This window comes from Algoriphagus resistens (genome assembly GCF_001442615.1).
GTDB classification, from domain to species: Bacteria; Bacteroidota; Bacteroidia; order Cytophagales; family Cyclobacteriaceae; genus Algoriphagus; species Algoriphagus resistens.
Map to the genome: position 1 here is coordinate 182,703 of NZ_LMXN01000013.1, position 25,129 is coordinate 207,831.

A 25,129-nucleotide genomic window follows, 5' to 3' on the forward strand; every position below is an offset into this window, starting at 1 on the left:
ATATTTGTTAAAATTAGGCTTAATTTTTCGAAAACGACATGAATCAACTCAAAAGCATCATAAAGAATCAGGAAAATAAACGCCGGAGAAATTTCTTCTTAAAGCTGATCTTACTCTTGATTTTAACTGTAGGTTTTAAATCAAACACTTGGCTAACACCTTTTTTTGCGAAGTATGTAATTTTAGCCGATGTTGTCCGCGCATTGATTTTTCTGATCAGTGGAAACCTCATCATCTCCCTTGCACGCATCATTACGCTCCAATTTTATCTCAAAAGAACTGAGGAATCCAGAGTTCAACCTAATTTTGTAATCGGAATTGATCGTCTCGCTACACTGATGAATATGATCGTGGTTTTGGTGGCTTCAATTTTGGTTTTTGGGATAGAACCATTAAAATTTTTAACAAGCATCACGATAGTGGCAGCGGCAATTGCGCTACTCACCAAGGATTACATCACCAATATTGTGAATGGCCTGATCATCATGTTTTCAGACCAGTTGGAGATAGGCGATAAAATTCTGATTGGCAAAAACGTAGGCTTTATCAGGGATATTACGTTGATAAATATGGTACTAAAAAGTGAAACAGGTGAGATTATCATTGTGCCGAATACCCTTGCACTGACTTCTGAAGTAGTGAACTACTCCAAGAACAATTCCCATCAGGTAATCCTTGATTCGGAAATCCCTTTTTATTCTGCAATCCAATTAAACGATCTGGAAAAGAGGTTGAATGAATCCTTGATTGCATTTTCAGACTATGTGTATGTGGGCGGAGCACAACTTAATGTTATTGAAAGAAAGCCCGAAAGCATAATAATCCGCTACCAATTCCCAATCAAATCTGGAGAAAAAGCCATTGAGAAAAACGTCAATAAAACTATCAATCAAACTTTAATAAACTGGTCTAATGAAACCCGGAAAGCCTAATTATTTTGATCAAGTCTATCAGGTAGTTCGTTTGATCCCTAGTGGAAGAGTGACCAATTATGGCGCAATAGCCCACTACCTGGGAATAAAAAGTGGAGCAAGAATGGTGGGATATGCCATGAATGCCGCCCATACCATGGATGATGTCCCTGCGCATCGCGTGGTAAACAGTCAAGGCCTATTGACAGGAAAAGCACATTTCTCTACCCCTACACGGATGCAGGAACTATTGGAAAAAGAAGGAGTACTGGTCGTAAAAGACAAAGTCCAGAATTTCGAAAAAGTCTTCTGGAATCCAGATGTGGAATTGGCGTTATAGCAGAAGAATCCAAAATAAAGAACGCATCGAGAGTATAAATCAATCGACCATTAATCCTCTCGAAGCTAATCCATCCCTGAGTAAAGTCCGATAGTCAGAAAAAATTCACTTGTAAATTCGTGCCTTAGAATATTGGGCGGATTTCACTTCCTTCTCAACACGTACAATCCGATAAACATAATCAGCCCATTCAGGATCAAGGCTTCAAACCCAAATTTGTAACCCCAGAATAATTTTTCAGAATTGTAGGCAATCGCAAAGGTTATTGCCGGCGCAAATACAGCGAGGTATGGAACAAATTTGTCTTTCACTTTCCACTTCGTAAATAGACCAAAACTATAAAGCCCAAGCAATGGCCCATACGTATATCCTGCGATCACAAAGACGGAATTAATCACACTTTCTTTATTAATCCAGTGAAAAGCAAGAATCACCATGAACATCACAAATGTGAATACTATGTGTACTTTCTTTCGGACTGCAACCCGCTTCTCGGCTGGATATCTTTTCTCAACTTCAAGAAAATCAATGCAAAATGAGGTAGTCAACGCTGTCAAGGTAGAATCTGCACTGGAATACGCCGCAGCTGTGATCCCAAGAACAAAGATTATCCCAGCAAATGGAGAGAAGTATTCTGTAGCCAAAAGAGGAAACAATTCATCCGTTTTCGTAGGAATCTGCACTCCCTGAGTCTCGGCATACAAGAACAATAATACACCTAGTGAAAGAAACAGGAGATTTACAAAGACAAGGATGATTGTAAACCAGAACATATTTTTCTGTGCATCGCCAATATTTTTACAGGTCAGATTCTTCTGCATCATATCCTGATCCAACCCTGTCATCACTATGGTGATGAATGCTCCGGAGATAAATTGCTTGAAAAAATTAGTTCCTGCTTTCCAATCCCAATTGAAAATCTGGGAACGGGGATCATCAGAAACCGCTTTGAAATAATCTCCTACACTACCAAAATTCAACTCATTTCCGACCATTATCACACATACCACCACAGCCGCAAGCATAAAGAATGTCTGTAGCGTATCTGTCCAAACCACCGTCTTGATCCCACCACGATGGGTGTATAGCCAGATCAAACCAACCGTAATCAGCACAGACACCCAAAATGGAATGCCCAGGGAGTCAAAAAGAATGAGTTGAAGTACGCTTGCTACTAAGAATACCCGAATTGAAGACCCCAAAGTTCTGGAGAGGATAAAGAAAAAAGCGCCTGTCTTGTAAGACCAAAAGCCGAATCTGTCATCCAGGTAAGAATAGATTGAGACCAGGTTTAACCTATAATACAACGGAAGCAGAACTTTGGCTATGGTGAAATACCCTAGTGTATATCCCAGAACAACCTGAAAGTAAAAGAAGTTAGAATTACCGACTTCGCCTGGAACAGAGATAAAGGTAACTCCCGAGAGAGAGGCCCCTATCATTCCAAAAGCTACCAAAAACCAAGGAGATTGACGGTCGCCTGTAAAGAACGTATCGGCAGAGATTTTGCGGGAGGTAAACCAGGAAATCAGAAATAACAATAAAAAATAACAACAGATTACCAGGAGGACTAGTTGGGAATTCATAAATCGTTTTCAAGTGGGTTCGCTAAGTTGTCCAATATTCTTAATTTTGCAAAATGAATCATTCAAACGAACCACTTCCGTTTATTGAGGAATCCGAAGTTCTGGTGGAGGATTTGATAGATATTGAATCCAATGACTTGATTGTGTACAATGACGAATACAACACATTCGATCATGTGACCAAGATTCTCATGAAAGTCTGCAAGCACACCATGGAGCAGGCAGAGCAATGCACCATCACCATCCACTATAAGGGCAAATGTGCGGTAAAAAAAGGCAGCATGAAAGAGCTAAAACCTATGTGTGAAGCTATATTAGATGCCGGAATCCAAGCCGCAATAGTTTAAATCCATCCAGAATTGAATTTCCCTTCCAAACTCATTGAAGATGCAGTCACTGAAATTTCCCGCCTTCCGGGCATAGGAAAGAAAACCGCTCTTCGACTGGCACTTCATCTTCTCAAGCAGCATGAGGCCAATACCGAAGCGCTGGCTTTGGCCCTCACCCGCATGCGTACGGAGATCCAATATTGTAAAACTTGCCATAATATTTCCGATGCACAGGAATGCAGCATTTGTACAAGTCATCGCCGTGATGGATCGGTTATATGTGTGGTAGAGGATATTCGGGATGTGCTGGCAATTGAAAACACCAATCAATTTCAGGGAAAATACCATGTGCTCGGAGGAGTGATCTCCCCTATTCAGGGGATAGGTCCAGAGGAACTGAAAATCGAGTCTTTGCTGGCCAGGGTAGAATCAGCTGCGCTAAGCGAGCCTATCAAAGAAGTTATTTTGGCGCTAAGCGCTACGATGGAAGGAGATACTACTTCTTTCTATCTTGCCAAAAAACTGAAGGAAAAAGGCATCCTGGTAAGCTCCATAGCACGGGGAATCCCTGTAGGTGGGGAACTGGAATTCACAGACGAAGTTACACTTGGACGCAGTATCATGACTCGAATAAATTACGCTACTGAGTAAAATTTTCTTTGCACAGCAAAAACCTTGGTCTATATTTGCAAACCCAAAAAGGGGGATTAGCTCAGCTGGCTAGAGCGCTACACTGGCAGTGTAGAGGTCATCGGTTCGACTCCGTTATCCTCCACAATTCAAAGCTTCACAGAAATGTGAGGCTTTTTTTGTTTTTAAGACATGTACTTAAATTGCATCCTTCTTCATTCTCCCAAAGCTGAGAAGTATTATACAGGGTCGACAGACATCTTGGTCATATCCAAAAAATCACAGCTTAGATGGTACTCTTTCAAAATCTGGAACGCCATTTTGGGTACTGAAATATTCAGAGAATCTATCTGACCGGACATTGGCACTCAAAAAAACGTTAGAAATCAAAAAGAAGAAGGGCTGGAAAAATATTGAACGGCTAATTTCTGGAAACATTATGGATTAGCTCAGATGGCTACCACGTCCCGACACATGCCGGGAAGTTCATCACTGCCCCCTTTAGGCCCGATTTTATGTTTTCCCTTTTAGCATTTGGAGAATCCGGTAGTTTGGGTCAAGGGATATTTTTTCTAATGGGGTCGAAAGGGCCATACTTATGTTCCTCTTCAGTATATTCATCTGCATAGGGGCCGAAGGGATGATCGACGGGTTTCTTGGAGATATCCGGCCAGTCCATCGACAGGTCTATGGAAGGGCGGGGCATGGAATTGACAAAAGCCGCTATATCCCAAGCTTCTTCGTCAGATAAAAAGGGGTTCTCATAGCTTACTCCCAGGGGCATATTGACTTTTATGAAAGCCGCAAAACGGGAAATCCGGTGCAAACCGGCACCGATGTTATAACTTTGTCCCCCGTACAGCGGTGGGTACACCCATTCACGCTTGTCCATTGACAACTGACCTTCCCCGTTTTCCCCGTGACAGCGCAAACAATACATGCTATACGCCAGCTTTCCCCTAACGGGGTCCGCCGGACGGTTAAGGCCCTCAAGTTCTTTAAGACCGAAGCCAGCAAATGAGTCTTCCTTTTCTACATCCTTTCCTACCCATTTCAAGTAAGCGACCATGGCCTGCATTTCCCTGCTACCGACATCAAGCTTTTCTCCATTCAGGCTTCGCTCTATGCAATCGTTGACCCGTTTTTCAAAACCTTCCACTGTACCTGAACGGTTACGATATTTGGGATAGGTAGCTGCTACTTTTCCATAATTATTCCCAAACGGCACCGTCCCTGCTTTCAGATGGCAGTTCTGACAATTCATTCCATTGCTAAGTGGATTGACAGACCCCTGAGGCCCCAGATACCTGGATGTATGGACTATCAGATCCCTCCCATATCTGATCAGTTCACCTGCTTTTGTATGTGGAATGGATGATGTGTCGGGAGCCTCCCATAGGATTGCCCCCTCATAGGGTGGAGGCACGCCGATACCCTGTTCGGCAGTTACATCTATGGAAGTCCTCAGGGAAACCAGACCGAACTCAACCGTCAGATAAATAGCTGTCGCTCCCACTACGCACACTAATAGTATCTGGACAAGCAACATGAGCCGTTTTACTGCCTGAATGAAATGTTCTTCCAGTGGTGATTTCATGGAGCCACATACTATGTTTTAATTTGGTCAGGTAGCTGCTGAGGCGACGACTAAAGATCAAAGGATAAGAAAGGGCCTTTTTACAGCCCTCCCTCTTTAATATATCCCCATCCTTGCGCCTGCTTCTGGACGAGTTCCAGTATGCCATCCGGCACGGATCCTACACCGGGGATCAGATTGGACAGCTGAAGCTGATGTCTCTTCAGCCCCATTTCGCAGACAACAAATTTAACATTGTCTCGAGCTACCAGCTCCCGGACTTCCTTTGTGACGGAAGATTGCTCAGGAACCACCATAAATACACCGCCCCCATACATTACCACCTCAAATTCTGCGTCGGGATAGGCTTCAGACATCGCCGTCACGTGCCGAATAGTAGCTTGGTGTACTGCCGGATCTTTGCTGGTCAGATCGAAGAGGATCTTGACCCGCTCACTTTGCCCCATTGCCGTCAGTGTAACGGCCAGCAAGGGAATTAAAAACCAGAGCTTTTTCATAGTTATTGGGTCTTGACAAGTTACCTGATTCCAGTCTAGCCGGCGAAGATATAGGCACAGCCGTGCTCCTGTGCCCGCCCGATAGCCCATACACCTGAGGGTACTATCTGTATATCGGGCAGCAATCCGTCCACCCATTCTTGGTACACATCCCCGGCATCCATATTCATGGCCTGAGCCGCAGCGGCAGAATATACAGTCAATGCGGCATTACAAACGCAAAACATGACGCCGCTATCCTGCAGCTGGTCGATTCCTATTTCGACTTCACCGATTCCCGGAAACTGGTAGGAGCCGGGTGCTGGCTTCCAAAACGGGTTTTGGGCAATGGGTTTTCCTGACATGGGATCGGGAGCATGAAACATCTCCGTGAAGTTGTACTTGGTCCAAAGACGGTGTTCCATTGCATAAGGAATGGCATCGTGCCTCAAGACCACCACAACACCGCAATCATTCTCAGGAGTGCCGGTAGCTTCGTTAGAAAGCAGAAATACTCTGGGCCAAGCAAAGGGGAACACACCATGGGGCTGCGTTGCGTCATAGGCTACCCGGTGCTTGCCCTTGATTTTCTTAAACCATTCGTCCGCGTCACTGAATGTGGTGGCGGGAGCTGAATTAAGCGGCTGAGCCGACACAGTGCCTGCCAACGCGGAAAACCCACCCACCGCAGTACTGATTACCATGGTTTCGAGAAAGTCCCTTCTTGAATTGCTGTTCGTTTTCATTGTTGAATTGGGTTTGGTTAATACGTAAGTAGGAGGTTTTATGGCTTGATATTCTGGTTGATCCGAAAGAAGTTTTCCGAATCGTATTTTCTTTTGATCTCCACTAACCTGCTGTAATTGGTACCGTAGAAGGCTTTTATTCGTTCTTCTCCTTCTTCCATCATGAAGTTGATATAGGCTCCATTATCATTAAATGGGCTGAGGGCTTCCCAGTAATTTTGGCTCCATTGTTTGAGGTCATCCGCCTTATTAGGATCTGGGTCAATACCTGCGATCACCATGGACCAGGTGGCGTCGCGACGGATCCAGGCAGTCTCCGTGGGATCCACCCGGTGTACAGCCCCATCAATGGGATACAAATGCATCAGCGAGAGTTCGCTGGGCAGTTTAGCTGCATTTTCCAGGTGTTTTTCGATGACCTCATCGCTTAACTCTGTGACAAAATCCCCTTTCCAGTACCACTGATATCCCTTTGGGTAAAGGGGATCAAACATGGCCTGAAGAGCGGGATAAGGAAGGATTTGCAGCCAATTGAATATAGGCTTTGGTAATTTTTCTAAAAGGGGCTTTATCGCATTTTGGTCCTCTTTTTCTGTACCATTGTAGCAAAACATGATCAGACAGATCTTTTCACCCCAAAATTCTTCCGGAAAAGGAGGTGTGCTAAGCACAGTCTTCAACCCCAGAAATGCAGAGAGTTCAGTTGGAGCATCGGGTAAAAATTCCCGGTAAACCTTCATAATATGCCGGGCATCTTCCAGTTTCCATGCTACGGGCCCCGCATAAACCATGCTGACCGGATGCAATTCAAAGACAAAACCGGTGACTACCCCAAAATTACCTCCACCTCCCCGGATGGCCCAAAAGAGGTCGCTATGTTGACGTGAGTTGACAGTGACAAAACTTCCGTCTGCCAGTACTATATCGGCTTCCAGCAAGTTATCTATCGTCAGGCCGAATTTGCGACTCAGATAGCCGTGTCCGCCGCCCAGCGTGAGCCCGGAGATGCCCGTGGAGGAGATAATTCCGGTGGGAACCGCCAGCCCAAAGGCGTGCGTGGCATGATCAAGATCCCCTGTAGTACAGCCCGCTTCCACCCGGACGGTTTTGGTTTCCGGATCCACCCGAACCCCTTTCATCTGGGAGAGATCTATAACCAGTCCGCCATCGCAACTCCCCAAGCCAGGGCCGTTATGTCCTCCGCCTCGAATAGCGGTATGTAAGTGGTTGTTCCGCCCGAAGTTCACTGCTGCCATGACATCGGCGACGCCGGTACAGCGGGCGATCAGGGCCGGACGTTTGTCTATCATCCCATTGTACAAGCTTCTATATTCGTCATAGTCCCTGTGCTCTGGTGTGATTAGTTTTCCGCGAAATCCCCCCTTGAAGGTTTGGATAATTTGCTCTTCTATACTGCGTGTTGCTTGCATGATATGAAACAGTTTTGAGTATAAAAACCTCTTATTAAAGACGATATTCTCTTTTAGAAAAATCGATTCAAACAAAATTACATCCACTAAAACTCCGCAACTACCTTACATCGTTCAAAACCTATCACAAATCGTTCATAGTGCAAATAGAAAAAAATCCTACACCGCTATTTGACCACTGAAGGACTAAACCCAAATTTTTCTTTAAAGCATTTGGCAAAATAGGATGGATTCGTGTAGCCTACTTCCATGGCAATTTGAGTGATGTTTCCGGCCTTTTGGCGGAGCAAGGTACGGGCACGCTCCATGCGGATGTCCCGGAGAAATTCGTTGGGAGAGCGTCCGGTAATCCCGGTGATCTTTCGGTAAAGTTGAGGGCTACTGACCCCAACGGATTTACAAAGACTCTTTACCCCAAATTGCTCACTGCCCAGATTGCCTTCTACCACATCAAAAATTTCCGAGAGAAAGGTCTCCTCATTCTGATTCATCAGCCTTGCCCGGATCAGTTCGCCAATCTCCTTGATGCAAAGTTTTCCCGTAAGGGAATCGATCAACAGCTGGTTTTTTTTTGCCGCATGAGCAAGACGGTGCGAAAATCGGATGGCTTCCTGAAAAAAATCCCCTTCCGCTGTGACTGGCTGACTGGTACCCAGGCCTATTCGAAATAACACATCCGGCTTCCCGGTAGTGTACAGCAACTTATCCTGAATGGTTTTGGCGCAGTTTAGGGCATCAGAGGCTTCGTCAAATATAGTAACCAAACTATCGTCATGCGGCCAGGGAATATTGCGCCCACCAAATTTCCCGGTCTGCTCAAACACAATATCTCTTGCCCAATGGGGTATCTGAAAAGCTTCGAGATCATCGAATCCTGTAGCTAGGGTATATCCCGTGATGGCGATAAGCAGAATGCTGCGGTAACCCAGGTCGGCTTTTCCTTCCTCTTTGATCGTCAGTCCCTCATCCAGCCAGTTGTCACCACCCATGGCCAATTTAAAAAAACCCGGTTCGACTTCGCTCATGGCGCAGGCTACATTGCCATGTGCCAACCGATGCACCAAAGCACAAGTTTCCACATCCGGCCCTTCCATCAGACAAAAGACGGTACCTTGTTCTTCATTGACCCAGAACTGATAATACTTCACACCGTACTTCCCCTGAGTGGCTAGGTCGGCTATGTGTGCCTTTTTCACGTCTTCAATAGAAACGCGGTCAAATTTGTGGAAATCCATAAAAAGAGGCATGGACTAGGGGTGTTTGGTTAGGTTCAATATACCAAATAAGTTGTTGACATACAATAAGATGTATTTTTATTACACTACAAGGTTCCGTTGCCTGTTTCTCAGCGCGCGGACAAAATAATCTCTGCTTAACAAAGCCAGAAGTAACTGAATGAATCAGCCTGCCGAGGGGTAAGAAGACCGGAAATCTTTGGCCCAAGATGCAGGCAAGGTTTGAGTCCTAAGAAAAAAAGCAGCGAAAATAGCAATCAGAAAAAGTTCTACTTGAGATTCTTTAACTTCGCATAATCCTATTTCCTAAACGGCGTTCCCTATGCGAAATCGAGTTTTTATCTTCCTGTTTTTACTTGCAACAATCAGTTCCTGCTCCTGCGATCCTGAAAACCTAGTTAAATTTGCTTTCAAGGGTATGGAGGCAATGATGGGAGAAGGGTTTATGCCTTCAGAGGAAATTAGGATGCTGGGTAAATTCCAGGGAATGAATATAAACCTCAGCAAATCTACTTCAAATGACTCAACTACATCCACTATTTATCTTAAACTGGAAAATGGCGATCCGCTCATTTTAGGGAATCAGCCAGAAACCTTAGCCCGTAAATGCGCGGAACTTTATCTCCGCGATTTTGAAAAAGCAGAAGATTATCAACAAATTACGGTGCAATTTATTCAGACCGACCCCACTAATCCAGAGAATATAGCCATGCAGGAATACATGTTTGAAACTGCTGACTTTTAACATAACCCAATTTTATTATGGAACTTCCCAACGAATACAAAAGTCCGCCCACTTCACTAGGAGAATGGATAATCGCAGTGCTGGTCAAACGCCTTCCTTTAATAGGGCTGATCATGCTCATTGTATGGGCTACGGATAAAAACACGGATCCGGAAAAGGCTAAATGGGCCAAAGCCGAATTAATAGTCAAACTCATTATTTTCGCTGCAGCCATGATTTTTATTGCTATTATCGGTTTTGGGGTATTCACTAATTTTGCTGATGAAATAAACTGGTCAGATTTTGACTGATAAAATCGAACCTGCCGCAGGCATATGGGCTTAATGAGAAAGTATACATGGGGGATTATTATCACGCCTGCGTGATTCCTCTGTATAGTTCTTTGGATGGCCATTGAAAGAAAATTACTTTATGAAAATAAAAGCCTTTTGCTCTGATATTGACGGAACTCTGCTCAATTCATTGCGCGATTTATCTCCCCGTCTGAAAGCCGTTATTGCTGATTTACCGACGGATTTCCCGGTGATCCTGGCAAGCTCCCGTATGCCCGACGCTATGCGTCATTTGCTTCACGATATGAATCGGTTTCCCCAACCCTTGATCAGTTACAACGGTGGCTATGTACTGAGTGCCGAGGGAGAAGTTCTGGAAAATGTGAGTATCCCGGTGGGTCTAGTTGCCAAAATCCTTCAACTCACTGATAAAACCGATATCCATGTGAGTTTGTATCAGGGAGAAAATTGGTATGAGGAAAAAGATGACTATTGGTCCCAACGGGAAGTTAGAAACACGAAAGTAGCTTGTACTTGGCTTGCAGCCCAGGATGTGGTAGACCTTTGGTCAAAAGCTAATTCTGGTGCGCACAAAGTGATGTGCATGGGAACAAATGAAGAAATAGCCTGGCTTTTCGGAGAATTACATTTTGAACATTCATTGGACCTCCACCTTTACCGATCCAGCGACACCTATCTGGAAATTGCCCCAAGAGCCATTTCCAAAGCCACTGGCCTGAAAAAAATCCTTGAGCATTCGTATGATTTTGGAATGGATTCAGTAGTCGCTTTCGGAGATAATTACAACGACATCGATCTGCTGCAGTCCGTTGGCTGGGGAGTAGCTGTGGACAATGCCCGAATGGAGGTCAAGGCGGTGGCAAACGAAATCACCCATCACAACAAAGAAGACGGAGTAGCAGCAACACTGGAAAAAATCCGGGATACGAGATTTGAGGTTAACTCTTAGCACTTGGTTCATTAATCCAGCTTCTAGCTACTCAAATCTATAGTAGCCCTGATCCATCTTCCACATCTTCAATTGCCCGGTCCAGAAATTCCTGCAACGGCCTCATTTTCTGAAAACCTTCCAAGGCGACAGTAATAAAATCTCCTGATTCAATATCCCGATCCGGGATTTTTGAAGACACCGTAAAACTCTTCAATCTCAGATAATCAATAAACTCATGATCAGTCTCATAATCCCTGGGGCTGGTCTTGAGTTTTTCTCCATCTATTTGTCCGAAAAGTGATTTGAACTCCGGATTCCTCTCAATTTTTGCAAGTTCTGCCCCTGAGTAATCAATTTCTTTTCGGATTTTCTTTAACGTTTCGGCCATAGGCATCCATATCCCACCTGCAATAAAAGAATTGTTTGGCTGAATCTGAAGGTAATATCCAGGGCCCTCCGACTTCTTTCCTTTAGGAGAAAAATAAGCCCCAAAGTTATTTTTGTAGGGCATTTTATTGGCAGAAAAGCGAATATCCCGATTTTGTCTGAAGACACAGTCCTTGGGTTTGAATACCAATAGCTCCGGCTCCCATTCTCCTATTCCTTTGAGAAGTACAGCCACATCTTCCAAAAATTCAGCCCTTGTTTCCTGATACCATTTCTTATTGGCATCCATCCATTCTTTGGAATTATGTTCGGCGAGGGCGGTAAGAAAAGGCAAGTAAGGACGCATTTTATATGTTTTTTGGTAAGTAATTAATTTTGTGATCCATCAGTAATCCGACTTGAAAGTAAACTTTATCGAAGCAAAATTGATTTCAACAATGAAGGAAATCTTCGTAAATTATATAACCAATCACTAAATTTTCTTTGCATAACGAGTAGGGATACTGACACTACAACTTCACCCTGTACAAGTGAGGGGAGCGATGGTAATATTTCCCATAAAATTAAATCACATTTTCTCTTTTGCTGCTGCAATTATGACAGACAAAAACCCTGAAAACAAAAGAACTAGTAAACATCAATGAAGTAATTGCAGAGCTCGTAAAAAAATATACCGAAGAGCGCGGTCAAACTTCATCTAAATTGATTGAAAAACTTATTTCAAAACTACCTGGTGCAGCACCGAAAAAATGTTAAAAACAACACTTAAAAACTACTGCCCATTTCTATCAGAAATTCGATCTATTCTAAAAGCGAATAAGAACTCCCCGCACTTTTTAAATAAAATCTACTAAGCCTTCCAATTTCATTCCCCGGCTTCCTTTGATCAGTATCAGATAATCTTCCAGTTTGCTATCCTGAAGCCAGTTTCTGAAAGAAAAAGGATCCGGGAAATAAAGTGCTTTGGGACATTTTGCCAAAGCCGCCGCGATTAACTGACCGGTAAAACAAACCTTATCTATATCGTATTCGCTGATGATCTCGCCTAGCCGCTCATGTTCGGCTTCGGCATGCTCTCCCAACTCAAACATATCTCCCAGAATCAGCATTTTATTTTTCTTCCCTGTCATTTCCCCAAACGTGCGGATAGCTACTTCCATGCTGGATGGGTTAGCATTGTAAGCATCCAGAATAATCAGATTGCTACGCTTCTCCATTAATTGGGAGCGCATATTGGAAGGCTGGTATTCCACAATTGCTTCGGCAGCCTTTCCTATTCCCACGCCAAAGAACTTCCCAATCGTCAGGGCAGTGGCGATATTTCCAAAATTATAGGCTCCGATTAAATGACTTAGAAATACTGTATCTTTTCTCTCCACGCTGAATTTCACAAAGGGATTAGCCTCCTGAAATTGCACTTCGCAATAATCACCTTTTGCCGGATATAGAACTGGATCTTCAAACCTCTTGCTAAGGTTTGATAATATGGGATCTTGTGAATTGATAAAAACCTTACCCTTGTTTTCTTTTAAGAACTGGAAAAGCTCCGTCTTGGTTTTCAATACACCCTCAGGCCCGCCCATACCTTCCAAATGTGCCCTGCCTATATTGGTAATTACTCCGTGAGTGGGTTCAGCTATGTGGCAGAGCTCAGCGATATCTCCGGGCTTATTGGCGCCCATTTCAACGATTGCAATTTCATCTTCTTCATTAACAGAAAGCAAAGTCAAGGGTACTCCGATATGGTTATTTAGATTCCCAACAGTTGCAGCAGTTTTAAATTTCTTGCTTAGAACGGCCTTCATCAGCTCCTTGGTGGTCGTTTTGCCATTCGAGCCGGTCAGGCCAATAATCGGAATCTCCAGTTGCTTACGATGATAATTAGCCAAATCCTGAAGCATTTTCAGCGAATCCTCAGCCCAAAAATATCGCTCATCGTCCTCCACAAAATAGTTTGCCTCATCAATCACCACTGCAGATGCGCCCATTTCCAACGCCTTTGGGGCAAAAGCATTTGCGTCAAAATTAGGCCCCTTCAGCGCAAAAAACAGATTGCCTTTTTCGATCTTTCGGGTATCAGTACTGACTCCCGTACTATTTTTGAAAAGTGTATATAAAATGGAAATATTCATCGTGTTGGAAGGAATTAATTCCCAAAATAAAGGAATCATTCACATCTTTGAACTGAGACTACCGTATTAATTTGTCTTAGCTGTTACCATTCCATGCGCAAATTCTGGATTTTCATTTTCCTTAGCTGCTGCTTTCAACTGAACGCGCAGGAAATTTTTCGAATTGATCAATCGCCAAATGTTGAAATCAATGGTACTTTTCTCTCCTCTCCTTTCACCGGGGGGATTAATTCCGCCCAGTTTCAACTCATAGATCTTACGGGGGACGGTACAGAAGAATGGGTGACTTGGGATATCAATTCGAGACAACTTTTGATCTTCAAAAAGGAAGGGGAAACATTCACCCACCTACCGGAATTAAGCTACTTATTTCCAGAAGACATCAGTGGATTTCTGGTGCTGGCGGATTTTAATGGTGATGGAAAAAAGGATCTTTTCACTTCAACATCTCTTGGGATCAAGGCTTATAAAAACACTTCTACCGGAACCCAGGTCTCGTGGGAAGTAGCTCAAAACTTTCTCAAGCTGGACGGCTCCGGCAATATACAAACCAATAATTTGGATACTCCTTTGATTCAGGATTTGGACGGGGATGGTGATCTGGATCTGGTGATTTTCAACTTTGCCGGAGGTGATTACATGGAATTTTACAAAAACACCAGCGTTGAGCGAAAAGCAATTGCGGACATTGATGGTTTTGCGTTTGGGGTGAATCACTGGGGGAATTTTGAATTCTGTGGTTGTGGGGAGATCTCATTTGGCAAAACCTGCTCCGGAATAGATTTAAATGCGCGGAAGCTTACCTACCAAAACGACAAAATCCTTCATGCAGGAGGCCATTCTATTTTATATCAGGATTTTGACCGAGATGGCATAGAAGATCTGGTCTTGGGGCGTGATGAGTGTAATATTTTATATTTTCTGCCTAATTCCGGGACTTCCACCGAACCTATTTTCACTTCCTTCACCAATAGTCTTCCAGACCACGGGAACCTTCCGGGATTTCCGATTTTCCATAGTGGTCAGTTGATCGGGAATGATCTAATCGTTAGCTTAAACACCAGTGAACCTTCCGTCAACTACAAAATTGATTTTGCTAATTCAATTGTGAAAATTAGACCGAATGGGGCTACTGACTTTTCCTTCCTACAAAATCAAATGCTTGATTTTGGCGAAAATGCCAGACCCATTCATATCGGAAATACTGAAGAAGGGGCTCTTACTATCATTTCCAATAGACTGAAAAATGGAGAAGTACTAGCTACTGAATCCATGCTTTTTCTTGAAGATGGGGAATTTAGTTATGTTGATGTATATAATGAAAATCTGGAAAATCTAAAGCTGATAGATGGCCAATTCCTCCTGTACAACGATAAAAACGAGGTACATTTCAACATCATAAGTGGTATATCCATCAATAACGGAACTCCCACCCAGCGAATCTTCCGTCTTGATGAAAATTCCGGCTATCAAGAATTGACGCTCACTGGATATCAGCCTCAACGTGGAGATTATCTTCAATTTTTCAATTACAAGCAAGAGGATTATATGCTGGTTGCTGCACAAAATGGCAGTCTTGACTTATACACTATTGATTTTGGGTCTTTCACCGCAAGGCTGGAGGAATCCGGTTTTTTGGGTTTTGTGGACAACCCGGCAAATAGAAACCTATCAGTTGCCGTTGAAGATTCATCCAACCCAAATCTCTATGCAGTAGATCAAAATGGCGTTATTCTAAAAATTGCCGACTTCATGAATTCAGCTGCACGTACCGAAGTGCGAGTCCAAATCGGAGAAGAGACTTTCCCTACTAGACTTGGGAGAAATACATGGATCACCCTAGTAGATTCCCCTTTTGGAGGATTTCCAGATTTGGTCCTTGGCACCCGCGCAGGGGGGTTGATTTACCTCAGCGCTACTGATTCTACCGATATTCCAGATGGAAAGTATCAATTCAAAATTTATCCCAACCCTACAGACGGCCCTATCAAAGTGCTCGTAAATGCTCCTTCAAAAGCACAACTTATCAACTCTCTGGGACAGGTTTTGCTCAGTGACATTATGTTACCTGCTAACCAAACGGTGGAGATTCAAGCAGGTTATTTAACTCCGGGCCTTTACCTATTAGTACTGGAAATTGACGGAAAAGTGACTAAGTCGGGTAAAATCTGGATGCGCTAATTACAGGATTGGTTTTCCGCATTTATCCAAAAAAACGTAGCTTTCTGCTTAGCTATATAAATCCATGAAAGCATTATATTTATTTGGGATCTTAGGGATTTTCCTATTTTCTTGCTCCTCGCAAAAGGCTGAACCGGCTGATCTGATCTTTACAAACGGCATCATTTACACAGTCAATGTATCCCAACCCTCAGCAGAAGCTGTAGCCCTGAAGAATGGGATGATCCTAGCAGTGGGATCAATCGAGGAAATCGAAAAACACAAGTCTGAAAACACCGAAGTAATCGATCTCCAAGGCAATACCATGACTCCAGGTATCATCGAATCCCACGCGCATTTAATGGGAATCGGCTATAATAAACTAGAACTGGATCTGATGTATGTAAAAACTTACGACGAACTGGTCGAGAAAGTAGCAGATGCTGTAGCGAAGGCAAAACCCGGAGACTGGATTACAGGACGAGGTTGGCATCAGGATAAGTGGGTTGAGAAACCGGCGAAAATGGTCAAAGGATTCCAAACCAACGATCTACTAAACAGCGTTTCCCCTGACAATCCTGTTTATCTCTCCCATGCCAGTGGACATGCGGCTTTTGCAAACGAAAAAGCGTTGGAAATGGCTGGCATCAGCAATCTAAAAGGCGAGAGACCCGGCCAGGTAGAAGGAGGGGAAATTATTCTGGATGAACTGGGAAATCCTACAGGGATACTCTCTGAAAAAGCTGCCGGGCTTGTCGCTAGATTGATTCCTGCAGAGACTCCAGAAAGAGCTGAACAGGCATTGACTTTGGCTTTGCAGGAACTCAATGAAAAAGGAATTACAAGCTTCCATGATGCAGGGAGTGGACAGCATGTGATCGACCTCATCCAAAAATTCAAAAACGAAGGAAAGCTCACCGTCCGTCAATATGTAATGCTTACCGGTACTCAACCAGCACTTTTAGATCAATGGTATGAGAAAGGCCCTATGATCGATTCCGCTGATCACATGCTAACAGTTCGTTCGATCAAATTAAATTGTGATGGGGCTTTGGGATCACGGGGGGCTTGGCTCTTGGAAGATTATTCTGATCGCCCAGGTCATCGTGGGCATGAGACTCTGCCCATGTCTGTAGTCTCTGAAGTTTCCCAAAAAGCCATCCCAGCAGGCTTCCAAGTCTGCTCACATGCTATCGGTGACCGGGCAAATCAGGAAATTCTTGACCGCTATGAAGCCGCATTCACTGCCCATCCCAATTCCAAAAACCTGAGATTCCGCATTGAGCATGCCCAGCATATTCATCCTGACGATATACCTAGATTCGGAGAATTGGGAGTGATCGCTGCTATGCAGGCTATTCATTTGAGTTCAGATCGTCCTTGGGCGATTGATAGATTAGGTGAAAAGCGGATTATCGATGGAGCTTATGTATGGCAGAAATTGATTCAGTCCGGGGCTGTAGTGTCCAACGGAACGGATGCGCCGGTGGAGCCAGTTGATCCTATTCCTTCTTTTTATGCTTCCGTGACCCGCAAAACCCTGCAAGGCTTACCTGAAGGTGGCTATGAAGGAGATCAGAAAATGACCCGGGAGCAAGCGTTGAAATCCTATACATTAGATGGCGCCTATGCGGAGTTTGAAGAGGATTTCAAAGGATCGATAGAAGTAGGAAAAGCAGCCGATTTCACTGTTTTCGATAGGAATATTATGGAAATCCCTGAGGATGAAATCCTAGACACAAAAGTAACTATGACTGTGGTGGGAGGAAAAGTGGTTTATAAGAAAAAATAATCAGTGGTCAGTTATTTCAGGATGCAAAATCCTTAGTTAGCTTAAGATATAATTTTTGAAAAAGTCTCAGATCGTAAGATTTGAGACTTTTTATTTCTGATGATTTCAACTTTTCATCCACATAGGTAACGCTTACATCACATAGAATACTTAGTTCTTTCAAAAAACCTTATTTTACACTCCTAAACCGAATTCACTATGCAAAAACTCTTTACCTTTTTCTGGCTTTTTTGCCTGATCTGCAACTGGGCTATTGCCCAGGAAGAAACCCCAAAGCCAATCACCTGGAAGGATATTCCTGCTTGGAAATACATGAACAGCGGCACCTTCAAAATTTCACCTGACGGCAAATGGATAGCCTACGGAATAATTGCATTGGAAGCCGATGGAGAAGTGATTCTCCGCTATGTAAACGCCACGGATTCAACCCAGACTTTTAAAATTGGATTTTCGACTTTCCCTTCAATTGAATTCAGCGAGGACAGCAAATGGATTGCGTTTAAAGAATATCCGACTTTCAAAGAAAAGGAAGCCAACAAAAAGTCTAAAGGCAAACCTCTTCACGACAAGGTCACGCTGATCAAACTCGGGGCAGATGGTAAGAAGGACAAAAAAACTTTTGAGAACGTAAGCAATTTTTCCTTTAACGGAGAAGCTTCGTCTGTTTTGGCCATTAACCTTACCAAAGATGGCGGCGGAGATGCAAAGGGTTCGGATCTTTTGCTTTACCATCTCAACACCGACAAAGCTCAAAACCTCGGAAATGTGGCAGAGTTCTCTTTTAATAAAAGTGGTAATTACCTAGCATATACAGTAGACGCAGCCAATCAATCTGGAAATGGTATCTATTTAATGGATGTCTCTAGCAATAGCACCACTGTTTTGGATTCTGACAAAGCCAACTACAAATCCATCAGCTGGACAGAAAAAGGGGATGCTTTCGCAGCACTGAAAATGGTCAAAGACAAAAAGTACAAGCAAGACCAAGGCAAGTTAGTGGGCGTTAAAAACCTGACTGGGCCGGTGGTGACGGTATATGATCCCGCAAAAGATTCCACGGGATTTGATCAGAAGTATACAATCAGCCCAAATCGCCGTCCAATGTGGTCTGAAGATCTGACCAGGCTTTTCTATGGTATTCATCCCTTGGTTTTAGCCAAAAAAGAAGAAGAAAAGAAGGATGTTGACAAGGATTCTGTAGCGCTTGTCGAGTCAGAAGCAATGAAAAAAATCATGGCCGACACCTCCTTAAATTCCATCGCAGACCTTAAAAAAGCACTTGCTAAACTGGACTCTGGAAAAGTAAATCCAAAAGGAAAAGAGGCTGACAAGCCGGACATGACCATCTGGCATTGGAATGACAGCCGTCTTCAGTCCCGACAGCAAGTACTGGAAAATCAGGATAAAAATTACAGCTTTTATGCCATGTATGATGTCGCTGCCAGCAAGCATATTCAGCTACAGGACAGCACAATGCGGGACCTGAGTATCCAGCCGAAAGAAAAATATGCCATCGGTTCGGATATGCAGGCTTATGAGCTACAGGGGAATCTGGACGGCCAGGCATATCGGGATTTCTACATTGTGGATCTGAAAACAGGGGAGCGGACGCCCTTATTCACCAACTTCTATATCCCCCGATATTCAGCTTATCCCAGAAGTTCCCCGGATGGCAGTACATTAATCTACGGGTACGACGGGAACTATTACGCATATGATATCGCCGACGGAGAGGAGATGAATTTGACGGGGAGCCTTCCCGTTACTTTTGTGGATGTAGAGGATGATCATAATGTAAAAAAACCACTGGAAACTGTACTTGGATGGAGCAGCGACAGTAAATACGTCTTGATCAGTGATGGATGGGATATCTGGCAAATTCCGGTTGGGGGCAAATCCAAAGCCGTAAACCTAACCCAAAACGGAAGATCCGATCAGATCAGATATCAATACAGGTTTGTTTTAGACAGGGAAGAAAAAGGTATTGACCTAACTAAGTCCCAATACTTTAGGATCTACGGAGAGTGGACGAAAAAAAGCGGCATTGCTGAAATAAAACCTGCAAAAAACGGCCTCAAGCCTGGAACGACTCCATTGATCTGGGAAGATGCTAGTATCGGTTCTTTGAATAAAGCAGAGAATGCTGAGGTATATTTCTTCTCAAAGGAAAAATTTAATGAGCCAGATCAGGTATATGTAACCAATGCATCACTTACTTCAGCAACAAAAGTGACTGAGAATGCACCAGATGCGAAAAAATATGCTTGGTCATCAGGTACAAGATTGGTAGATTATGTATCCGACAAGGGGGATACGCTTCAAGGAGCGCTTTTCCTTCCAGCTGATTATATAGAAGGCAAGAAGTATCCTACGGTTGTCTATTACTACGAAAAGCTCTCACAAACCCGCCACAGCTGGGCAAATCCCGGCTACAGCGGCACAGGCTGGAATCCCAATGTGTACACCAGTAATGGATATGCGGTTTTCATTCCAGACATCGTCTATACTATGGATGATCCGGGAATGTCGGCTGTTTGGTGTGTAATTCCTGGGGTAAAAGCTGCAATTGAAACTGGTGTAATCGATGAAGAAAACATCGGTATTCACGGTCACTCATGGGGTGGTTATCAGACTGCATTCCTAATCACTCAAACGGATATGTTCAAAGCGGCTGCAGCCGGAGCTCCGCTGACCAACATGATTTCAATGTACGATCTGATCTACTGGAATTCCGGGGGAGGAAACATGTCTATCTTCGAAGCTTCCCAAGGCAGATTTACAGGGGGTCCTTGGGAAAACTGGGAAGCATACGAGCGGAACAGCCCTGTGTATCATGTGAAAAATGTAACAACCCCGCTTCTGATGCTTCACAATGATAAAGACGGAGCGGTAGATTTCACGCAGGGCATTGAGTATTACTCAGCCTTGAGAAGACTCAAAAAACCGGTGATTTTGGTTCAGTATAAAGGAGAAAACCATGGACTCGGCAAACTCGAAAACCGTAAGGATTATTCTGTGAGAATGATGGAATTCTTTGATCATCATCTAAAAGATGCACAAGCACCTGATTGGATGTCAAAGGGGGTTGACAAAATCGACTTGGATGAGCATCTTGAGAAAAGAGCATTTTAATGGGACAGGAGCTGTAAAAGGCTCCTTTTTTCTGTTTTAAAGCAAAATTCAAAAAGCTTAAAACCTTTGGCACTCAGCCCAATTCATTCTTCGCATTACGCTAAGGTTGGGGAATAGCCATGCTTTTGCTTTCTTTAAAGCGCAATTCGCACAGTCGAATCATTTTAATCCATGCAAGAATCCACCAAAGAGAATCGTAATAATCCACCAATCGATTTCGCAAAGCTAAGCTCCATTTGCTACCAAGAGGCAGATACCGATTATCACGAACATCTGGAAACCTACCTTTATGAAGAGGACTTCGACAGCGTCTGGGATGGGTATATCAATATTTCTCCTGAAAAAGCATGGAGTGGTCGAATGATTCATTTCCATCAACTCTATACAAGACAGACCGGAGAAGAGGTTTTTCCTGGCCAACTATACACCGGAGGGATGGGTGAAGGGCAAGTACTAATTCTAAACTTACACGTATTCAATGGCACAATAAGGCTTCAAGTGGGACACGAAGTGATGGAAATAGACAAGAAGAAAAAGTTGATAAGAATCTGCTATCTAGAAAACTCCAAATCAGAGGGGTCTCAATTTATCAGATTCAAATCACTGCCAAACGGAAAAACTGAGGTTTCACACAAGACATTTTACCGCAGCGGATCTTGGTTTAGAGACAAAATCATCTACCCTTATTTTCATACCAAAGCCATTAATGAGTTTCACGGAAATGTAAAGAGATGGATAAGTTCAAGGAATTAGGAAGATATTCTGGCAAACGCTTACAAAAAGAGGCTGTATAGCAGTCTTCTACTTTTGTCTTTGGCTTTCTGTTTGTAACTTTTAGAAAAACGAAATCCACTTCCAACTTTTTTTTGCATGATCGAGGACACCGTAGAAATTTTTGATGCCATTATAATTGGATCCGGGCAAGCAGGAAATCCTCTTGCTTCGGCACTGGCCAAGGAAAAATGGAAAGTCGCCCTAGTCGAAAAAGGTGCTTTGGGAGGAACCTGTGTGAATACAGGTTGTACTCCTACAAAAGCATATGTGGCAAGCGCAAGAGCAGCCTGGGCGATTTCCAACGCCTCAAATTTGGGAATTGATATTCCCAAATCGCCCAAAGTCAACTTGAAAGCGATTAAAAAAAGGAAAGACAAGCTAGTCAATCAATCCAGACTGGGCATCCAAAAATCGATGGCAGATTCTCCCCGGATTTCCATGATACGTGGTGTTGCTACTTTTATAGATAAAACAAAAATAAAAGTAGGATCCCGGACTCTGAAGTCTACCCAAATCTTCCTGAATGTAGGTGCTAGGGCAAGGATTCCCAAAGGCTTTGAAGATGCCGATTACCTCACCAATACCTCCATACTTCAGCTCGATAAAATTCCTGATCATCTGGTCATTGTAGGCGGAAGTTACATTGGCCTGGAATTCGCCCAGATTTTTAAACGGCTAGGATCGAAAGTCACTGTTTTAGAAATGGGGGAAGCGCTCATCTCCAGAGAAGATAGACACACTTCGGAAGCTGTGAGAGAAATTTTGGAGAAGGAGGGTATAAAAATAATCTGTGGAGCGAAATGCCTTAAAGGCAAAAACAAGAAGTCCGGCGGTGTGACCGTCACTTTTTACAAAAACGATAAAGACACGCAGCTAAGCGGATCCCATTTACTGATCGCAACAGGGAGAATGCCGAATTCAGATCTACTCAAACCTGAAAAAGCAGGTCTTAAACTTGATGAAAAGGGATATATAGAAGTGAATTCAAAACTGGAAACGAATATCGAGGGGATCTTTGCATTGGGAGACTGTAATGGAAAAGGGGCCTTTACCCATACCTCATACAATGATTTTGAGATTATGGAAGATCAGCTTTTCGGAGAAAAGAACAGAACGCTAGATGACAGGGTCATCAATTATGCCCTCTATATCGATCCTCCTCTTGGGCGGGCAGGCATGACCCTTAGCCAAGCTAAAGAAAGTGGCAAAAACCTTCTCTTTGCCAGAATACCAATGAGTGAGATTTCCAGAGCCAGGGAAAAAGGAGAAACCCAAGGCAAAATGGAGGTTATCGTGGACGCCGATTCAGAGCAAATACTGGGAGCGGCAGTTTTGGGGACCGGAGGTGATGAGATAATCGGTACTTTTCTTACTGCTATGTATGGGAAAATCAGCTATAAAAAACTGATGAACTCCGTGCAGACGCATCCTACAGTCACCGAACTCATCCCCACTCTTCTTCAGCAGCTCAAGCCAATCAAGAATTAAATTTATGAAATCGAAAATGCAATAATTGATATACAACCGGATGGTTATCAACCACAAGAGACCCAACCTATCTGTAGAAAAGCATGGTCTTTAATAGATAACTTATATCGTATGACATCGAGCATGACTCCAGCGTCACACACTGGGATGATTATACAACGCGCGAGATTCCATATGGCCTTTAAAAGACAAATTATAAACAGATGAAATACCCATGACGGGCGGACGACACACAGGGGGATGATTATTACTTGTCGAAAGCCTCTCGACTACCGTTCTAAATGAACTAAGAAATTTAACTTATAATCATATGAAATCGAGCATGTTGCAGGCAACACACAGAGGAATGATTATAATGCATGCGAGATTCCATATGACCCTTAAAAGACAAATTATAATCATATGAAAAATTCACATAGAGTCTATGCCTTACTGAATATGATCGTATTGATCGTAGTGATATTCTGGAACTACTGGGTAAATACCAACGGGTTGAATGGAAATACGGTAAGCTCACTCAGTGAGGAATATGAAAATCTCTTTACTCCGGCAGGTTATGCCTTTTCCATTTGGGGAATAATTTTTTTATCTCTTTTTGCCCAGGCCATTTTCTTTATCTCCAGAGCTTTCAGTCCCATCAAAGATTCTGATTTTCTTTCACAGATTGGCCCCTACCTAATCATAGCAAATACTGGCAATGCTCTCTGGATTTACATGTGGCTGATGGAATTCACCGATTTCACAGTTGTTATTATGCTTGGGATTTTAGTTTGTCTGGTTATAACCATTTTGAATACAAATATGGAACGATGGGATGCCCCCCGCCCCATTATCTTTTGGCTATGGTGGCCCATTGCGCTTTACAGTGGCTGGATAGCAGTGGCTACTATCGCAAATATCTCTGCATACCTGGCCAAAATTGGTTGGAACGGTGGTATATCAGAAGTCACATGGACCGTAACAATGCTCGTAATCGCTGTACTTCTCAATCTTTTTATGATCGCTATGCGAAACCTTCGGGAGTTTGCATTAGTGGGGGTTTGGGGCTTACTAGCAATTGCGGTAAGACATTGGGGAAACATCCCTACTGTCCAATGGACCGCACTCATTGGAGCCGTTGTGCTGTTTGTAGCCATAGGTTATAACGGCTATCAAAATAGAGAAACAGCTCCGTTTAAAATTTATGGGAACAACTAACACACGGATTTTAAGCTTTATCTAAAATGACATCGGTAAAATAAACTCTTCAAAAGTCATGCTTTAGCGGTACCTAGGATTTTTTCAATATTTTAGACCTAGCTAATTTGGCTATAACTTATTTGATATGGAATTTTTAGAGTGATTAGATCCTCAGCTCAAACTCTTCTGGTATATCGCGATATCCATTTCATTGATTTTTGTGCTGCAGACAATCCTTACATTTGTAGGATCGGAGGTTCAGACGGTATTGAAGCTGATTTTGATGGGGATCTGGATGGTTCAGAAGCTCCATTCCAGCTTTTCTCCTTGCGCAACCTGATAAATTTCCTGCTTGGATTCAGCTGGACAGGGATCTCTTTTTACAAAATGGCATCTATGAAAATATCAGATCACTTAAGGCCAACTTAAAGAAGCTCAGGTTTGAACAAAGACAGCTTTCGAAGAAAACAAAAGGAAGCAGATCAAGGGGCAGGCAAAAACAAAAACTTGCAGCTGCCCACGAACAAATAAGCAATATCAGAAAGGATTACCTGCACAAGGTATCAACTGAAATCATCAAAAACCACGATGTGATCAGCGTCGAAGACCTTGCTGTAAAGAATATAATGAAGAACCATTGCCTGGCACAAGCAATGGGCGATGTTTCGTTGGGTGCATTTTACAGTATGCTTGAATATAAGGCCAATTGGAATGATAGGCCATTCGTTAAAATCGACCGATGGTTCCCATCAAGCAAAAGCTGTTCAACTTGTGGATGGATAAAACAGGATTTAATCCTTTCCATAAGAGTTTGGGTCTGTGGATCTTGCGGTGAG

At 43.3% G+C, this 25,129-nt stretch carries 22 protein-coding genes and 1 tRNA gene; 15 read left to right on the forward strand and 8 right to left on the reverse strand.

The window, feature by feature from the left end; genetic code table 11:
* The first annotated feature begins 38 nt into the window (after positions 1–38).
* Both AS141_RS20320 and AS141_RS20325 read left to right on the forward strand, forming a co-directional pair.
* The gene (locus AS141_RS20320; protein ID WP_057939533.1) at positions 39–932 is read left to right on the forward strand and encodes a mechanosensitive ion channel family protein; all 894 of its coding nucleotides are present in this window, start codon (positions 39–41) and stop codon (positions 930–932) included.
* A complete protein-coding gene (locus tag AS141_RS20325; RefSeq protein ID WP_057939534.1) occupies positions 913–1,251 on the forward strand; it encodes an MGMT family protein in 339 nt (112 codons plus the stop codon). Before AS141_RS20320 ends, AS141_RS20325 begins: the two co-directional genes overlap by 20 nt.
* A gap of 143 nt (positions 1,252–1,394) precedes the next feature.
* Here the strand turns inward: AS141_RS20325 and AS141_RS20330 are convergent, their stop codons facing one another.
* Positions 1,395–2,837 (reverse strand): sodium:solute symporter, encoded by a 1,443-nt coding sequence (locus tag AS141_RS20330; protein WP_057939535.1) that lies wholly within the window; start codon positions 2,835–2,837, stop codon positions 1,395–1,397.
* A 53-nt stretch (positions 2,838–2,890) separates the two neighbouring features.
* On the opposite strand from AS141_RS20330, the gene AS141_RS20335 reads away from it, so the two are divergent.
* The 3 genes from AS141_RS20335 (at position 2,891) to AS141_RS20345 (ending at position 3,941) form a co-directional block, all read left to right on the forward strand.
* Positions 2,891–3,184, forward strand: a complete 294-nt coding sequence (locus AS141_RS20335) for an ATP-dependent Clp protease adaptor ClpS (protein WP_057939536.1) — start codon at positions 2,891–2,893, stop codon at positions 3,182–3,184.
* Between the two features lie 12 nt (positions 3,185–3,196).
* Complete coding sequence (recR, locus tag AS141_RS20340) at positions 3,197–3,817, forward strand: recombination mediator RecR (protein WP_057939537.1); 621 nt, start codon at positions 3,197–3,199, stop codon at positions 3,815–3,817.
* A gap of 50 nt (positions 3,818–3,867) precedes the next feature.
* Positions 3,868–3,941: transfer RNA gene (locus AS141_RS20345), tRNA-Ala, on the forward strand.
* A 411-nt stretch (positions 3,942–4,352) separates the two neighbouring features.
* On the opposite strand, the gene AS141_RS20350 is transcribed toward AS141_RS20345, so the two are convergent.
* The 5 genes from AS141_RS20350 to AS141_RS20370 all read right to left on the reverse strand — a co-directional run bounded on the left by AS141_RS20350 (position 4,353) and on the right by AS141_RS20370 (position 9,280).
* A complete protein-coding gene (locus AS141_RS20350) occupies positions 4,353–5,393 on the reverse strand; it encodes a c-type cytochrome (protein WP_057939538.1) in 1,041 nt (346 codons plus the stop codon).
* An 80-nt stretch (positions 5,394–5,473) separates the two neighbouring features.
* Entirely contained in the window at positions 5,474–5,890 is a 417-nt protein-coding gene (locus AS141_RS20355; protein ID WP_057939539.1) for a DsrE family protein, read from the reverse strand.
* 35 nt (positions 5,891–5,925) lie between these two features.
* Positions 5,926–6,408: a hypothetical protein gene (locus tag AS141_RS20360; protein WP_198293589.1), complete on the reverse strand. Its 483-nt coding sequence runs from the start codon at positions 6,406–6,408 to the stop codon at positions 5,926–5,928.
* A gap of 245 nt (positions 6,409–6,653) precedes the next feature.
* Positions 6,654–8,045: an FAD-binding oxidoreductase gene (locus AS141_RS20365; RefSeq protein WP_057939541.1), complete on the reverse strand. Its 1,392-nt coding sequence runs from the start codon at positions 8,043–8,045 to the stop codon at positions 6,654–6,656.
* A 167-nt stretch (positions 8,046–8,212) separates the two neighbouring features.
* Complete coding sequence (locus tag AS141_RS20370) at positions 8,213–9,280, reverse strand: nickel-binding protein (RefSeq protein ID WP_198293590.1); 1,068 nt, start codon at positions 9,278–9,280, stop codon at positions 8,213–8,215.
* Between the two features lie 322 nt (positions 9,281–9,602).
* Between AS141_RS20370 and AS141_RS20375 the strand changes: the two genes are divergently transcribed.
* The 3 genes from AS141_RS20375 to AS141_RS20385 all read left to right on the forward strand — a co-directional run bounded on the left by AS141_RS20375 (position 9,603) and on the right by AS141_RS20385 (position 11,267).
* Positions 9,603–10,025 (forward strand): hypothetical protein, encoded by a 423-nt coding sequence (locus AS141_RS20375; protein ID WP_057939543.1) that lies wholly within the window; start codon positions 9,603–9,605, stop codon positions 10,023–10,025.
* A gap of 17 nt (positions 10,026–10,042) precedes the next feature.
* The gene (locus tag AS141_RS20380) at positions 10,043–10,315 is read left to right on the forward strand and encodes a hypothetical protein (protein ID WP_057939544.1); all 273 of its coding nucleotides are present in this window, start codon (positions 10,043–10,045) and stop codon (positions 10,313–10,315) included.
* Positions 10,316–10,436: 121 nt separating this feature from the next.
* The gene (locus AS141_RS20385; protein WP_057939545.1) at positions 10,437–11,267 is read left to right on the forward strand and encodes a Cof-type HAD-IIB family hydrolase; all 831 of its coding nucleotides are present in this window, start codon (positions 10,437–10,439) and stop codon (positions 11,265–11,267) included.
* A 37-nt stretch (positions 11,268–11,304) separates the two neighbouring features.
* Here AS141_RS20385 and AS141_RS20390 read toward each other — a convergent pair whose 3' ends face one another.
* Positions 11,305–11,982 carry a DUF2461 domain-containing protein gene (locus AS141_RS20390; RefSeq protein ID WP_057939546.1) on the reverse strand — a complete coding sequence of 226 codons (678 nt, stop codon included), beginning with the start codon at positions 11,980–11,982 and terminating at the stop codon, positions 11,305–11,307.
* Between the two features lie 490 nt (positions 11,983–12,472).
* Positions 12,473–13,768 (reverse strand): UDP-N-acetylmuramoyl-tripeptide--D-alanyl-D-alanine ligase, encoded by a 1,296-nt coding sequence (locus tag AS141_RS20395; RefSeq protein ID WP_057939547.1) that lies wholly within the window; start codon positions 13,766–13,768, stop codon positions 12,473–12,475.
* Positions 13,769–13,861: 93 nt separating this feature from the next.
* Between AS141_RS20395 and AS141_RS20400 the strand changes: the two genes are divergently transcribed.
* The 7 genes from AS141_RS20400 to AS141_RS27445 all read left to right on the forward strand — a co-directional run.
* Positions 13,862–15,949 carry an FG-GAP-like repeat-containing protein gene (locus AS141_RS20400; RefSeq protein WP_057939548.1) on the forward strand — a complete coding sequence of 696 codons (2,088 nt, stop codon included), beginning with the start codon at positions 13,862–13,864 and terminating at the stop codon, positions 15,947–15,949.
* Between the two features lie 64 nt (positions 15,950–16,013).
* Complete coding sequence (locus AS141_RS20405; RefSeq protein ID WP_057939549.1) at positions 16,014–17,720, forward strand: amidohydrolase; 1,707 nt, start codon at positions 16,014–16,016, stop codon at positions 17,718–17,720.
* A gap of 198 nt (positions 17,721–17,918) precedes the next feature.
* On the forward strand, positions 17,919–20,852 hold the full coding sequence (locus AS141_RS20410; protein ID WP_057939550.1) for a S9 family peptidase: 2,934 nt from the start codon (positions 17,919–17,921) through the stop codon (positions 20,850–20,852).
* A 171-nt stretch (positions 20,853–21,023) separates the two neighbouring features.
* On the forward strand, positions 21,024–21,605 hold the full coding sequence (locus AS141_RS20415; RefSeq protein ID WP_057939551.1) for a hypothetical protein: 582 nt from the start codon (positions 21,024–21,026) through the stop codon (positions 21,603–21,605).
* A gap of 117 nt (positions 21,606–21,722) precedes the next feature.
* Positions 21,723–23,114 carry a mercuric reductase gene (locus AS141_RS20420; protein ID WP_057939552.1) on the forward strand — a complete coding sequence of 464 codons (1,392 nt, stop codon included), beginning with the start codon at positions 21,723–21,725 and terminating at the stop codon, positions 23,112–23,114.
* Between the two features lie 402 nt (positions 23,115–23,516).
* Positions 23,517–24,311, forward strand: a complete 795-nt coding sequence (locus AS141_RS20425; protein ID WP_057939553.1) for a hypothetical protein — start codon at positions 23,517–23,519, stop codon at positions 24,309–24,311.
* Positions 24,312–24,685: 374 nt separating this feature from the next.
* On the forward strand, positions 24,686–25,129 hold a 444-nt coding region (locus tag AS141_RS27445), incomplete at its 3' end, for an RNA-guided endonuclease TnpB family protein (protein WP_394331082.1).